Annotated in this window: 10 protein-coding genes and 1 pseudogene; 7 read left to right on the forward strand and 4 right to left on the reverse strand. The window is 43.0% G+C overall.

The window, feature by feature from the left end; translation table 11 throughout:
• Nucleotides 1-824: pseudogene (locus JUI58_RS11685) on the reverse strand (tetratricopeptide repeat protein); the annotation flags it as partial.
• Between the two features lie 808 nt (nucleotides 825-1632).
• On the opposite strand from JUI58_RS11685, the gene JUI58_RS11690 reads away from it, so the two are divergent.
• The 6 genes from JUI58_RS11690 (at nucleotide 1633) to JUI58_RS11715 (ending at nucleotide 11563) form a co-directional block, all read left to right on the forward strand.
• Nucleotides 1633-2034, forward strand: coding sequence for a hypothetical protein (locus tag JUI58_RS11690; RefSeq protein ID WP_204103965.1), 402 nt, complete (start codon nucleotides 1633-1635; stop codon nucleotides 2032-2034).
• Nucleotides 2035-2187: 153 nt separating this feature from the next.
• Nucleotides 2188-2733: a peroxiredoxin gene (locus tag JUI58_RS11695; protein WP_204103974.1), complete on the forward strand. Its 546-nt coding sequence runs from the start codon at nucleotides 2188-2190 to the stop codon at nucleotides 2731-2733.
• A 51-nt stretch (nucleotides 2734-2784) separates the two neighbouring features.
• Nucleotides 2785-3504: a TIGR00266 family protein gene (locus JUI58_RS11700; RefSeq protein ID WP_204103966.1), complete on the forward strand. Its 720-nt coding sequence runs from the start codon at nucleotides 2785-2787 to the stop codon at nucleotides 3502-3504.
• A 69-nt stretch (nucleotides 3505-3573) separates the two neighbouring features.
• Nucleotides 3574-4461, forward strand: a complete 888-nt coding sequence (hslO, locus tag JUI58_RS11705) for an Hsp33 family molecular chaperone HslO (RefSeq protein ID WP_204103967.1) — start codon at nucleotides 3574-3576, stop codon at nucleotides 4459-4461.
• A gap of 221 nt (nucleotides 4462-4682) precedes the next feature.
• Entirely contained in the window at nucleotides 4683-8930 is a 4248-nt protein-coding gene (locus tag JUI58_RS11710; protein ID WP_204103968.1) for a CHAT domain-containing protein, read from the forward strand.
• 107 nt (nucleotides 8931-9037) lie between these two features.
• Nucleotides 9038-11563: a PAS domain S-box protein gene (locus JUI58_RS11715; RefSeq protein WP_204103969.1), complete on the forward strand. Its 2526-nt coding sequence runs from the start codon at nucleotides 9038-9040 to the stop codon at nucleotides 11561-11563.
• 42 nt (nucleotides 11564-11605) lie between these two features.
• Here the strand turns inward: JUI58_RS11715 and JUI58_RS11720 are convergent, their stop codons facing one another.
• Both JUI58_RS11720 and JUI58_RS11725 read right to left on the reverse strand, forming a co-directional pair.
• A complete protein-coding gene (locus tag JUI58_RS11720) occupies nucleotides 11606-12145 on the reverse strand; it encodes a ComEA family DNA-binding protein (RefSeq protein ID WP_204103970.1) in 540 nt (179 codons plus the stop codon).
• 6 nt (nucleotides 12146-12151) lie between these two features.
• Nucleotides 12152-12568, reverse strand: coding sequence for an NINE protein (locus JUI58_RS11725; RefSeq protein WP_204103971.1), 417 nt, complete (start codon nucleotides 12566-12568; stop codon nucleotides 12152-12154).
• 187 nt (nucleotides 12569-12755) lie between these two features.
• Between JUI58_RS11725 and JUI58_RS11730 the strand changes: the two genes are divergently transcribed.
• Complete coding sequence (locus JUI58_RS11730; protein ID WP_204103972.1) at nucleotides 12756-13070, forward strand: DUF1825 family protein; 315 nt, start codon at nucleotides 12756-12758, stop codon at nucleotides 13068-13070.
• Nucleotides 13071-13111: 41 nt separating this feature from the next.
• Here the strand turns inward: JUI58_RS11730 and JUI58_RS11735 are convergent, their stop codons facing one another.
• Complete coding sequence (locus JUI58_RS11735; protein ID WP_204103973.1) at nucleotides 13112-14128, reverse strand: aromatic ring-hydroxylating dioxygenase subunit alpha; 1017 nt, start codon at nucleotides 14126-14128, stop codon at nucleotides 13112-13114.
• Nucleotides 14129-14373 lie beyond the last annotated feature (245 nt).

Genomic DNA, 14373 nt, shown 5'->3' on the forward strand with positions numbered 1-14373 from the left:
GTAAGGACTTGTAAAGCGGCTTGGAAGCAGGCGATCGCCTCTTCGAGATTCTCCCCCCGCTCTCCCCTGATGCGGTTATTATAGGCAGCACCCAGATTATTTTGCGTCATTGCCCAATCTTGGGGAAAGGCTTCGCGGGTATATTCTTGTAAAGCGGCTTGGAAGCAGGCGATCGCCAGTTCGAGATTCTCCCCCCGCTCTCCCCTGATGCGGTTACTATAGGCAGCACCCAGATTATATTGCGTCATTGCCCAATATTGGGGAAAGGCTTCACGGGTAAGGACTTGTAAAGCGGCTTGGTAGCAGGCGATCGCAATTTCAATATTATTGGCACGACTACCTAACGGAAATTCACTAATACAATTAGCAAAATTTACAAGAGTTCCCGCTAGAGCTTGATTTTTCTTAGAATTATTGGGGTCAAGTTCAGACTCAAACCATTGTTTGATAATCTCTGCAAAGGTCGGATCGAGTTTCTCTTGATGTTGTGCCAATAGCGGATAAACAACTTGAGGATCGCTGTTACTTTTAGCTACTGCTTGCAATACTTCCATTAAAAAGCGGAAATAGTCTTCTCGTGTCGCATTGGGTTGGGTGCTATTCTGGAGATATTCTGCTAATTGTTGCGCTAGATTGAGCAGAAAACCCGCCTCGTTTTCCAGTCCTTCCTGCTGCAACTGTGCCGCAACCACTCCGCATACCACTACAAAACCCTCATCGATTAACGCCTGATGGTCTTGGAGGATTTGCCCTTCTTCCCCATTGGGACAGGACAACAAGGCTTGAATTAAGGCGATATATGCCTGTATGCGTTCTTCATTCATGGCAGGGGATAGAGAAAAGAGACACTTAACTTATATTAGCCTGGTGGTCTGTCATACTTAAAATAACGAGTATAGCCGGATCCGCCAGGGATTGAAATCCCTGTCTCATACAAGAAATCCATTGAAAGCGGTCGAGGGATGCTGAATTTAGTTCAGCATATCCAATCGACCAAGAGAAGGATTAGGGATATTGCGATTTTATCTAACCTTGTTGATTCAGTCCTCTTCAGAGGACTTTTTGTATGAGACAGGGAATTTGATTCCCTGGCGGACTCGATCTGCAAAATTACCTTGACAAAACACTAGCTGAAAGCGAAAACCCATTCAAACGGGTTAAAAAAATGTGAGAATTATAGCCTGCTTTAGCTGGCTTCAGCTTTGAGCCAAGAATTAAAATTCTTGGAAACAAGGAAACATCTCACCGATAAAGCGATCGCCCTTGCATCGGTTAAGAATTAAAATAACGATACAGGCATCCAATCAAGCCCAAGATTATAAAAGCGATCGCACAAGCCACAAAAAATCCTAAAATAACTCAACTTGCTAGTTATCAATTTGATCCCCCCCAGCCCCCCTTAATAAGGGGGGAGAATCCGGAAGTCCCCCTTTTTTAGGCGTGGGAAGAATCCGGAAGTCCCCTTTTTTAGCCGGGGGAAGAATCCGGAAGTCCCCCTTTTTTAGGCGTGAGAAGAATCCGGAAGTCCCCTTTTTTAGCCGGGGGAAGAATCCGGAAGTCCCCCTTTTTAAGGGGGATTTAGGGGGATCGACACACTTAATATTTGTAACTAGCAACTTAGGTTAAAATAGTATGACCCTGCTAATTCGAGAACCAGCCACACCCGAGCAACTTGTTCAAATGATCGATCGCAGCTTTTACGATAAAATCAAAGACTTAAATTGGCAAGATAAATTGGGCAATCTGGCCTCCACTCTTGCCAAAATATCGACCCAAGCAACAATTTCCCAACAGGATCGACTCACAGTAAAATTATTACGAGAAGCCGCTTTAATTATTGAGTGGAGTATATCAGAAGTACCCCAAATGTATCATCTCGAATTAGCTGCCATGCAAAAAGAGTGTTTGGCCTGGTGTCGGGTTCATCCAGTAGAAGAAGTTCGCAGTATTCTGGCATTATATACCCAAAATCAAAGCGATCGCCTTTTAGAAATATCCGGCTTATTAACTAACATTCCCCTCCCTCGATCTTGAAACCAGCCGAAACCCTTAGCGATCGCCAACTGCAAGAACTCACAAATTCACGTTGAGAAGAATAGCCGAAAGAATTACAATTGATACACCAAAAACGATCTATGCACTATGATTAAAAACGATAAAATTTTTAAATGTATTGAGGCTCAATTTATGTCTCGTCGATCGCTAATACACCTTTTCTGGGCTGGACTTTGTGCTAGTTTCGTTTGGTTGAATTTTCTTCCTGATGCGATCGCCTTGGGAGGAAAACAACCGGATCTGAATTATCCAGCCCCCGAGTTTACCCTACCCACCAATACAGGAGACGGAGAAATATCCCTCTCAGATTACCTCGGTCAATGGGTCGTTCTCTATTTTTATCCTCAAGATTTTACGTCAGGCTGTACCCTAGAAGCACAAAGATTTCAAAAAGATTTGCCCAAATATATCGCCAGAAATACACAAATTATTGGCGTTAGTGTTGATGATGTAGACTCTCACGCCGAATTTTGCGACGCGGAAGGATTAAAATTTCCTCTACTAGCAGATACCGATGGCAGCGTGAGTAAACTTTACGGTTCGTGGTTGGGAATTATGTCTTTACGCCATACTTATCTTATCGATCCTGAAGGAATTCTCAGAGAAATTTATCTTGGCGTACAACCCGTAATTCATAGCACGAAAGTTTTGGCGAGATTGGATCAATTACAATCTTAATAAACCCAGGGTTCTCATTCTCGATTCATAAATTATTCATTGGAGGTCAAAATGGCAGACGCGATCGATTACAAAATTTACGGTGCGGATTTACAATTGGTCGAAATCGAACTCGATCCCGGTGAAGGCGTACAAGCAGAAGTAGGCACAATGACCTACATGGAACAAGATATCGAAATGCAAACAGGTATGGGAGGAGGTTTATTTTCAGGCTTTAAACGCATGGTAACAGGAGAGAGCTTTTTCATTACAACCTTTGCCAATGGAGGCAAAAAACGCGCAAAAGTAGGCTTTGCAGCCACTTCTCCAGGGCAAATTATCCCTCTCGATCTCGCTGCTTTAGGAGGAGAATTTCTCTGCCAAAAAGATGCGTTTTTATGTGCCGCGAGTGGAACTGAAATTAAAGTTGCTTTTACTAAACGTTTGGGTGCAGGATTTTTTGGCGGAGAAGGATTTATTTTACAGCGTTTACAAGGGGATGGTTTAGCATTTGTGCAAGCAGGAGGAGCAATTATTGAGAAAAATTTAGCGCGGGGAGAAGTTTTAATGGTTGATACGGGTTGCTTAGTCGCTTTTTCCCCTTCGGTGGATTACGATATCCAGTTTATGAAAGGAATTAAAAATCTTTTATTTGGGGGAGAAGGCTTATTTTTAGCGAAGATGACCGGACCTGGTAAGATTTATGTTCAAAGTCTGCCGTTTTCTCGTTTGATGGCGCGAATTACCTCCCCTCTGCAAGCTCAGATCTCTCAATTGGGTGGTAGTAATTAGTCTTTGTTGAAACCGTGCGATCGCCCATTAGTTTATACTCATGTCTAAATTAACCTAGGGTGAAATTGAATGAGCGATCGACTAATTCGTGCCACTGCTGCTGAGGGAGGAATTCGCGCTGTGGGGGTAATTACCACCCGTTTAACCGAACAAGTCAGAGCGCGTCACAATATGTCCTATGTTGCCACAGCAGCCCTCGGTCGTGCCATGTCATCGGGGCTTCTGCTGGCTTCTAGCATGAAAAAAGCAGGCTCGCGGGTGAATCTTCGTTTTCGAGGGAATGGTCCCCTGGGAGGCTTATTAGTTGATGCGGGTTTAGATGGAACCGTGCGAGGATATGTAGACAATCCTCAAGTAGAACTTCCTCCTAATGCCCAAGGAAAATTAGATGTTGGCCGGGCTGTAGGCTGTGATGGTTATCTTTATGTGGTGCGAGATGTCGGTTACGGTTTTCCCTACTCCAGTACAGTAAAGCTCGTTTCTGGGGAAATTGGCGATGATGTCACCCACTATCTCGTCACCTCGGAACAAACACCTTCTGCGTTGCTGGTGGGGGTTTTTGTGGAAGCAGGAGGGGTGACGGCTTCGGGGGGACTCCTTCTGCAAGTTATGCCCAAAGCAGCACGGGATGAGACATTAGTACAAACTTTAGAATCTCGCATATTGCAATTATCTGGTTTTACACCTTTGCTGCGATCGGGGAAAACCCTACCGGAAATTTTGCGAGAATTATTAGGGGATCTGGGATTAACAATTTTTCCCGAAGTGCAAATGGTTCAATTTCATTGCGGTTGCACTTTCGACCGTGTTCTGGGAGCCTTAAAAATGTTTGGGGTCGAGGAATTGCAGGATATGATTGAAAAGGATAACGGTGCAGAAGCAACCTGCCATTTTTGTAGGGAAGTCTATCAGGCCGATCGCAATCATTTAGAGTATTTGATTCAGGATTTACAGTAGGGGTTTGGTCTCCAAACCCTTTTTATTCTCTTTTTATTCTCCAAACCCTTTTTATTCTCCAAACCCTTTTTATTCTCCAAACCCTTTTTATTCTTGAGTAGAAAAAAAAACGATCGAGTTAAGCAAAAATTTGTCAAAACTTAAAGATTTGTTTTCAGGAAAAGCGTATAGCATGGAGTGGACTGAGAGATTTTTCAAGATTCGCGCAAGGCGATCGCGCAATGAAATCCAACCGATTCTATGCTATTAATTTGAAAACCATTGTCGCAGGGGCTTCTCGCGTAACTGCCTCTGTTGCGTTTTCGGCATTCATAGAATTGGTTTTAATTGGCACAATAACAGACACTGTATCGGCTCAGTCCATTATACCTGCCTCGGATGGGACAGGAACAAGCATTCAGCAAAATGGTAATCAATTTGACATTCAAGGAGGGGCGCGATCGCAAAATGGAGGCAATTTATTTCACAGTTTCGAGCAATTTGGCCTCTCTGCGGGAGAAGTTGCTAATTTTCTTTCTGCACCAGAAATCAATAATATTTTAGGGCGAGTTGTTGGTGGGGATCCTTCCCTCATTAATGGCTTAATTCAAGTCACGGGGGGAAATGCTAATTTATTCTTAATGAACCCGACGGGGATTCTTTTTGGTCAAAATGCAAGCATCAATATACCGGGGGATTTTTTCGCAACGACAGCAACGGGAATTGGCTTTGGCGAAGAGAATTGGTTTGAAGCAATTGGAAGTAGTAATTATCAAAATTTGGTCGGCGATCCCGATCGCTTTGCTTTCGATCTGGTCAATTCGGGGTCTATTATTAATGCCGGAAATCTTGCTGTTAATACGGGACAATCTTTGACTTTATTAGCAGGAAATACAATCAATACGGGAACATTAAGCGCACCGGAAGGAACAATTAATCTCACCGCCGTTCCTGGTACAAATTTAGTGAGATTATCTCAGGAAGGTAATGTTCTCAGTTTGGAGTTTGCACCCCCTCGCAATAGGGACGGCGATATTTTGCCTTTTTCGCCTCTCGCTTTACCGGAACTTTTAACGGGGACGCTTTTAACGGGGATGGGAGGGGGAGGGTTTGGAGACCAAACCCCTACGGAAATTCCGGGGATGGGGACGGCGATCGCCTCGGGACGCATAGATGTATCGGGAGAAAGGGGAGGACGGGTAAATGTGTTTGGCGATCGCGTTGGGGCAATTTCGGCAACGATTGATGCTTCGGGAAACAGGGGCGGCGGTACAATTTTATTGGGTGGCGAACAACAAGGGCAAGGAACCTCACCCAATGCCCGTCAAATCTACATTAGTGAGGATTCCCAGCTTTTAGCCGATGCCAGGGAAACAGGAGATGGGGGACGCATTATTACTTTTGCCTCGGAAAATGCCAGCATTCACGGCATTTTGAGCGCTAGAGGGGGAGAAACAGGAGGAAATGGAGGATTTATCGAAACTAGCGGCCTTGCCAGTTTAAGTGTCACATCTCTTCCTGATATATCTGCGTTGGTGGGAAGGGGTGGAGAATGGCTGATCGATCCCTACAATATCGACATTGTAGCGGGTTCTGGAAATAGCAATATTAATACACTATCGCCTTTTACAGCAACAGGAAATGGCGCTACTCTGGGCATCGATCTCATTCTAGCAGCCCTTGCTAATGGAGATGTTACTATCTCAACGGGAACGGGAGGAACCCAAGATGGCTATATTACCCTCAATGACGATCTCATTTTTAATTTAGCAACAGAACGAACATTAACCCTGTCTGCTTCGGGAACAATTTGGCTGAAAAAAGCGATTAACGGCGCGGTAACAAGCGCACCTTTAAATCTTGTTTTCAATGGAGGGAATAGCAGCTACAATCAACTAGGAATTCGCGTTCAAGACTCCTTGAATTCTAAGGGGGGCGATATTACAATGGTGGGAATTAGTAGTAATCAACGAGGGGTTTGGATTCAAGGAGATATTGATTCAGAAGGAGGCAATATTTCTCTGACGGGGACAAGTGGAAATAACGACGGAATTTGGTTAGAAGCACCGATCGCGTCAGGAACAGGAGATATTACTCTAACCACCGATCGCCTCGATCTCAATAGTGGTAGTGGAGATAAATTAAGCGGTAGCGGCAATTTAATCTTGCAACCTTTAACCCCCACTCTCGATCTACAATTAGGAGGATCGGGATCCGCAGGAACAATATTTTTAACGGATAATGAGTTAAATCGGATCGATAATGGATTTAAGGGGATTACCATCGGACGAGGAGATGGAAGCGGTACAATTACCGTAGCCGATAATATCACCTTTAACGATCCCGTGACCTTAAGAGCGCCTAATGGCAAGGGTTCCATCGATGCAACGGGGGGAAATATCATCGGTGCTGACAATGCCACCATTACCCTTGAAGCCAGCCAAGATATTACCACTAGCAATATTACCAACTTCGGCAGCGATGTCACAATAACTAGCACGAATGGCGCGATCGCCACAGGAAATATAGACACCTCCAGTAATAGTAGCAATGGTGGCACAGTTTCCCTCTCGGCACCGCAGGATATAAAAGTCAACAGCATCAACACCGCAAGTACAGCAGGAAAAGGAGGAGATGTTAACGCGATCGCCGGGCAGTTTTTCCGGGCAACGAGAACATTTTTAGGCGATAGTAGCAACAATTTCAGCATTTATAGCGGTGGCAGTAGCGGCGGAGGACAAATTACCCTCAATCATGGCGGACAAGGCATTACTCCCTTTACAATTGGCAATGCCACCGTAAATGGGGTTATTGGCGGCATAGGCGATGGCAGTACAGCGATTATGCCCTATTTTTCTTTGCAGTTCACTTATGTTGACGGTCAAATTCAGATCGTTTCTGTTGATGGGACGGACACTGTGGGTTTGAGTAGTTTGATTAGTATTGATGGTGTAACAAGTCAATCGATCGGTATTAATGATGTAACAAGCCAAAGCAGTCAAGGTAGAGGTCAAACTATTGCTAACTTGATCGTTGATGTCTTACAAAAGAGAATTTCTAACTTGGCCGATCCGAGAGTATTGGATGGCGATCGCTTTATCTTGTCCCTCGATCCTCTCGATCCCAATACATCCCTAATTACCGAACTAACCTTTGACCAAATCGATCGCTATTTTACTCAAGCCTTTGCAAAGTATTTTGCCAGTGATTCCGAAACTTATGCAAGTCCCACCGCAAAATCTTTACAGGAAAGCAGTCTAGAAAACTCAACACCAGGAGAAAGCGATCGCACCCCAACCTCAGAACAAAACTCCGAAAGCGATCGCGAGGTTGTTATCGGTGTCACTCAAGCGAGTCTCGATCGCGTCGAACGGGCTACAGGAGCCAAACCCTCCATTATTTACGCCATTTATGCCCCAGCCCTCGGGTTTTCCTCCCTCGCCCAAGACTCTCAACCCACAGACCAACTATATCTCATGTTGGTGACAGCTACAGTAGAACCTATTCTTTACAAAACAGGAATTTCTCGAAGACAAATAGATGCGATCGCCAAACAATTTCGTCGCGGTGTCACTGATGCAAGAGAAAGAAGAGATTATCTCTCCTCCAGTCAAAAACTCTATCAATGGTTGATTTCCCCCCTCGAAGCAGATTTAGAGAAACAGGAGATTACCCATTTAACCTTTATTCTCGATGAAGGACTGCGATCGCTCCCCATCGCTGCCTTACATGACGGAGAAAAGTTTATCGTCGAGCGCTATAGTGTGAGTTTAATGCCTAGCCTATCTTTAAGCGATTTAAGTTATGCTGATATTCGCGGACTGGAAGTATTAGCAATGGGAAGTTCCAAGTTTAGCGATCGCGATCCTCTTCCCGCCGTTCCCATCGAGTTAGACTTACTCTCATCAGGAAAACTCTGGCAGGGAGAAAGCTATCTCAACGAAGACTTTACGATCGAGAAACTCCAAGCAGTCCGCGATCGCACCCCCTACCGCATGATTCACCTCGCCACTCACAGCGATTTCTTGCCAGGACACCCCTCCGAGTCCTATATTCAAGTTGGAAACGAACGCTTGGGCATCGATCGCCTGGGAGAATTAGGCTGGCACGATCCCGCCGTAGAATTGCTCGTATTAAGCGCTTGTCGCACGGCATTAGGCGATCGCGATGCCGAACTCGGTTTTGCCGGAATTGCAGCGATGGCGGGGGTTAAATCCACTTTAGGGAGCTTGTGGCGCATTAGCGATGTGGGTTCTCTCGTATTTATGAGTGCATTTTACGAACAATTACAAACAGCACCCATTAAAGCCGAAGCCGTCAGACAAGCACAATTAGCCATGCTTGCGGGAAAGATTCGTTTAGAAAATGGAGAATTGGTGACTTTATCGGCAATAATTCCCTTAAATAAACCCTTAATCGAATTAGGCGATCGTGACTTCACTCATCCCTACTATTGGAGTTCTTTCACTTTAATCGGTACCCCTTGGTAAACAATAACTAATCAACAATAAAAGTTTCTCTGCAAACAAGACCTCTTGTCAAAATGGGTCTTTTTGATTGATAATTTAATAATTGATAATTAATAATTAAAAAAATAATGTTTGCTTTTATCCCTCACGGGCATTGTTATTTGTGGAAACCAAGTTTAGTTGGATTGCACGTGACCTCAGATTCTCTCATCGCTTTAGCCTACGGTGCAATTCCCATTATTTTGGTTTATTTGGTCAATAAACGGGAAGACCTTCCTTTTAATTGGCTCTTTTTTATGTTTGGGGCGTTTATTCTCTCCTGTGGGGCAACTCATGTAATGGGGGTATGGACCCTATGGCATCCTAACTACTGGGTATCGGGTACTATTAAAGGCATTACTGCAATTGTTTCCGTTATGACGGCGATCGCCCTCATTCCCCTCATTCCCAAAGTGTTAGCGATCCCCAGTCCAGCCCAACTTGAAGCAGCCAACCTTAAATTAGCCGAACAAATCCGCAAAAGAACAATCGCCGAAGAATCTTTACAAAAAGAACGAAATTTTTTAAATGCGTTATTGGACAATTTATCCGATGGCATTGTTGCTTGCAATGAAACCGGAGTTTTAACACTTTTTAATCGCGCAACTCGTGAATTTCACGGACTCCCACCTCAGCCCCTACCCCCGGAAGAATGGGCGAATTGTTTCGATCTCTATCAAGCTGATGGTAAAACCTTGATGTCAAAAGATAATATTCCCTTATTTCGGGCTTTTCAAGGGGAAAAACTCAGAGATATAGAAATGGTTATTGCCCCCAAAGAAGGCAAAACACGAATAGTATTAGTAAGCGGCCAGCCTATTCTCGATCCTGATGGTGAAAAAATGGGGGCAGTTGTTGCCATGCACGATATCAGCGATCGCAAGCAAGCAGAACAGGAACTCAGACAAGTAAACCAAGAATTAGAATCTCGCGTCGCAATACGAACTCGGGAATTACAAGAAAGCCAAAATCGCTATCAGAAATTAGTTGCCAATGTTCCAGGGATGATTTATCAATTTTACCTCGATCCTGATGGTAACGCCGGTTTTACTTATGCTTCTAAAGGCAGTCGCGATATTTATGAAATCGAACCCGAAGCGATGAAAACGGATGGTTTGAAAATGATACATCCCGACGAGGTTGTGAATTTGCAAGAAGCAATTATGCGTTCTGCGGAAACTTTAGAAAATTTTCGCTGGGAAGGCCGCATCGTTACTGCTTCGGATAAAGTGAAGTGGATACAAGCAATTTCTCGTCCGGAACGATTAACTAACGGCGTAACTTTATGGGATGGAGTCGTACTCGATATTAGCGATCGCAAACAAGTCGAAGCTGTTTTAGAAGAAAGCGAACGACGCTTTAGGACATTAGTTGCCAATACCCCTGGAGCTATCTATCGCTGTCAATGCGATCGCGATCGAACTATGCTTTTTATTAGCAATTCCATTGAAAGAATATCTGGCCATCCCGCCTCGGATTTTATCAGTAATCGAGTTCGCAGTTTTGCTAGTCTCATTCACCCCGAAGATAGCGATCGGGTTGAAAAAATTGCCCTTGAAGCTATTGAAGCTAAACAGGCTTATTTAATAGAATATCGTCTTATTTGTGCCGATGGAAGTTTTTGCTGGGTTTACGAGAAAGGTCAAGGCATTTTCTCTAAAAAGGAAAAATTAAAATGGCTAGATGGCGTTATTTTTGATATTAGCGATCGCAAGGAATCCGAACTCAAACTGAAGCAACAGGCACAAGATTTAGAAAACACTTTACGAGAATTACAACGCACCCAAGGACGCTTAGTCCAAAGTGAAAAAATGTCCGCTTTAGGGCAGTTAGTTGCTGGAGTTGCTCACGAAATCAATAATCCCGTTAATTTTATTCATGGAAACTTGACTCCTGTAGAAGAATATGTTAACGATTTGCTTCTTGCCTTAGATATTTATCGCCAACATTACACCGATTTGAATCCAGAAATTGCAGAACAATTAGAGGAATTAGATATTGATTTCTTAAAGGAAGATTTACCGAAAGTTGTCAATTCGATGAAAGAAGGGGCGAGGCGAATTCGCGAGATTGTGCTTTCCCTGCGAACATTTTCTCGCTTGGATGAAGCAGAATTTAAAGATGCTGATATTCATGAAGGTCTTGATAGTACCTTAACAATTTTACAACATCGCCTGAAAGCTAAACCAGAATCTCCAGCCATTCAAGTCATTAAAAATTATGACAATCTTCCTCGCATTAATTGCTACGCAGGACAACTTAATCAAGTATTTATGAACATTCTCGGCAATGCGATCGATGCACTAGAGGAAAGAGATAAAACAAGAACATGGGAAGAGATACAAGAAAATCCCAGTATCATTTCCATTACAACAGAACTAAAGAAAGCCGAGTCTTTGGTGGCAATTAAAATTTGCGATAATGGGGTTGGTATTCCAGAAGATTTAAAAAATAGGATTTTCGATCCTTTTTTTACAACCAAAGCAATTGGTAAAGGAACAGGTTTAGGAATGTCCATTAGCTATCAAATCATTGTTGAAAAACACGGCGGCCAACTTTCCTATATTTCTCCTCCAGAAGGAGGGGCGGAATTTACTATTGAACTACCATTATAATCAACACAAACTTATCAGTATAATGATTGAGTTATGTATTATTTACCACTGAAAATAATACATAAGTTGGTAAACCAATTCACTTTCCAAAGCTAAACGTTGCTGTAGATCTGCAAGATTGCGATAAGGGCGATTTTGAACAATAATTCCAGCAAGTTGAGTATCAATCAAGGGAATTTTTTCTAACTGTTTTACTGTTGCCGTATTGAGATTAATTCTTTGGGGATTTTCTGGACTTTCAGGGTCGTAATAACAAAAATAAAGCAGAGGTTCAAGAGATTTAAGAATACTAAAAGAAAGCCCGATCGCAGCAGAAATATCCTCAATACATAAAAACTGTACCCCCATTCCCCGCAATTCCACCAGCGATCGCGCTTGATGAATAGAAATTCCCGGTAAGCGCAACCAATCATCAACAGTAGCGCGATTAACATCTAACTGTAACCCCAAATCTGCGGCGATATTCACCTCATAAAGCGATCGTAGGCGATAATAAGGATCTTGTAAAATTCGGTCTTGAATAGCTGCACGTTGAGGACTAAATTGAGAAGAAAGTTTTCCCAGAGAATTCAACCAATTCATAACTTCCTAGCAATCGAGAAGCTGACGGCGTTTTTGCTCAAACTCACCTTCCGATAATAACCCCTCCTGTCTCAATCCTTCCAATTGGCGCAATGCCTCGGACATTGCCTTAACTTTTTGGGGTTCGAGAGAATCCTTAGAAGATGATGCTTGAGAAGATGGCGCTTGGGAAGCGATCGCCATAATGCCATCATTAAAACGGCGATCGAATTCCTCCTGCTCCAAAAATAAATACCAAATTGCTTCGATCGCACTAGCAATATGGGGAATGGGAGTCGCAAACAGCATCAAATAGAAAATCCCCCACAAAGGTTGGCGCAAATAGAACTTGTGCAGCCCAACAATAGGTGCGATCGTCCCAGCTAATGCTAGAATCACGGCAATTTTCTGATTTCTGGGTTTTTGCCAAAGAACATTAAACATAGAATTTTTCCTTGTCTTCTCCTGCTGATCCCCTCTGATTTCTGCTTCACCCCTCCTTTCCCTTTTGCCCTCAATACGGAAATACGGAAAACCGAATTGCCCACCGACTTTTCTCTACCCTACAATAAAGGTAAGTTGGTATAGACTATTTTACAGTACATTAACAAAAGAGATTTACTGGGGGATCATGGGATTTTTTGATTCGGAAGTTGTTCAGCAAGAAGCGAAAAAGTTGTTTGAAGATTATCAATCCCTCATGCAGCTTGGAGGTGAGTATGGCAAATTCGATCGCGAAGGGAAAAAGCTCTTTATCGATCGAATGGAAGAAATCATGGATCGCTATAAAATCTTTATGAAACGCTTTGAGTTATCAGAAGACTTTATGGCAAAAATGACCGTAGAGCAACTCAAAACCCAACTGGGTCAATTTGGGATGACTCCTCAAGCTATGTTCGACCAAATGAACACTACCCTCGAACGGATGAAATCAGAAATTGAGTAGGCGATTTTATGCCAATTTTCTCAAAAAATCTGCTCATTAATCTATCCATTAGTTTGTTCAGTTTCACCGTATTCTTTGAGAAGGGCAGAAATTTTATGACGGATGAGAATTCCTGGTTTATCCGTCATCATCTGTTGTTCTTTTTTGATATTTAATGGCACATCGTAATTCGTAGATTCAAGGATTTCTTTATCTTCGAGAGTAACTTGGCGATCGAAAGCAACAGCATCTGCGGCTTTAGTTTCTTCTTCCGTGTCATTTCGTAAGCAAAATTGAACAATTTGGGAAGAAGAATCACTGATAGGAGTCGCAGTATTAACGACAATATGAGTTAATCCATTGGGATAATTAATTCGCAGCAAACAAGTAAAAGGCATAAACCAATCCATATCTAAAGTGCGATGGGTTTGTTCATCCTCCATGTTTAAATTTTGTCTCTGCAATTCTGGATTAACAACACCCAATTTTGCCTGCACCTTAATACCGTAATCTGTATCCTTAATATCTAATTCATCGGGGATGGGGTGTTCCGTGCTACCAAATGTCGTAGTATGAACATAGGTAGGATGAGCCAGATCTAATTCATTCTCCATTACCCGCAATCCCGCGCAATTCCACGTCTCATAAAACTCGGGAATTAAGCGATAATCAGACCGACCTGCTTCGGGAATTTGCGGTATATCCTGTATCGGGTCATCGGACAAACAAACCCACGCATAACCATAGCGTTCTTGACATTGATAGGTTTGAATTTTATAAGTTTTGGGAATTTGTGCCTTATCGCTAATTTGCGGCACATTGACACAATTTCCTGTTTCATCAAACTCCCACCCATGATAGGGACAAGCAATATTTCCTTCCGTTACTTTTCCTTTTGATAATTGTGCCGAACGATGACAGCAGCGATCGCGCGCCGCGATCGGTTGGCCTTTCAAGTCCAACCAAACAACCAGTTTTTCTCCCAGCAAGACGAAACTTTGCGGTGTATCCTCCAACCGAGAGATAGGTATTACAGGATACCAGAAACGCTTAAATACAAGTTGACGAGTAACTAACATGGTAAGAATAAATTCTAGAAACTAAAAGGACTAAACTCCTCGATTTATTTCATAATATTAGGAAATAGTTTGTAAAAAATAATACATTCCAATTTCTTGAATCAAAACGAAAAAAGCCCTCAATTGTTGAAAAAGAGAGCTTTTCTCGTAAAAATAAACTTGGCATCGAGCTATTGTGCCAGGAGGCAACCCTCCAAGTATCGTGGCCGCTGCAACATTTCACAACCGAGTTCGGGATGGAGTCG

It is taken from the genome of Spirulina sp. CCY15215 (assembly GCF_016888125.1).
GTDB lineage: Bacteria > Cyanobacteriota > Cyanobacteriia > Cyanobacteriales > Spirulinaceae > CCY15215.

Bases quoted from the DNA above. Each gene is read 5' to 3' on its own strand.
- JUI58_RS11720 (WP_204103970.1), bottom strand. From the start codon at position 12,145: ATGAATTGGTTGAATTCTCTGGGAAAACTTTCTTCTCAATTTAGTCCT.
- JUI58_RS11725 (WP_204103971.1), bottom strand. From the start codon at position 12,568: ATGTTTAATGTTCTTTGGCAAAAACCCAGAAATCAGAAAATTGCCGTG.
- JUI58_RS11735 (WP_204103973.1), bottom strand. From the start codon at position 14,128: ATGTTAGTTACTCGTCAACTTGTATTTAAGCGTTTCTGGTATCCTGTA.
- JUI58_RS11700 (WP_204103966.1), top strand. From the start codon at position 2,785: ATGGCAGACGCGATCGATTACAAAATTTACGGTGCGGATTTACAATTG.
- JUI58_RS11710 (WP_204103968.1), top strand. From the start codon at position 4,683: ATGAAATCCAACCGATTCTATGCTATTAATTTGAAAACCATTGTCGCA.
- JUI58_RS11715 (WP_204103969.1), top strand. From the start codon at position 9,038: ATGTTTGCTTTTATCCCTCACGGGCATTGTTATTTGTGGAAACCAAGT.
- JUI58_RS11695 (WP_204103974.1), top strand. From the start codon at position 2,188: ATGTCTCGTCGATCGCTAATACACCTTTTCTGGGCTGGACTTTGTGCT.
- JUI58_RS11690 (WP_204103965.1), top strand. From the start codon at position 1,633: ATGACCCTGCTAATTCGAGAACCAGCCACACCCGAGCAACTTGTTCAA.
- JUI58_RS11730 (WP_204103972.1), top strand. From the start codon at position 12,756: ATGGGATTTTTTGATTCGGAAGTTGTTCAGCAAGAAGCGAAAAAGTTG.
- hslO (WP_204103967.1), top strand. From the start codon at position 3,574: ATGAGCGATCGACTAATTCGTGCCACTGCTGCTGAGGGAGGAATTCGC.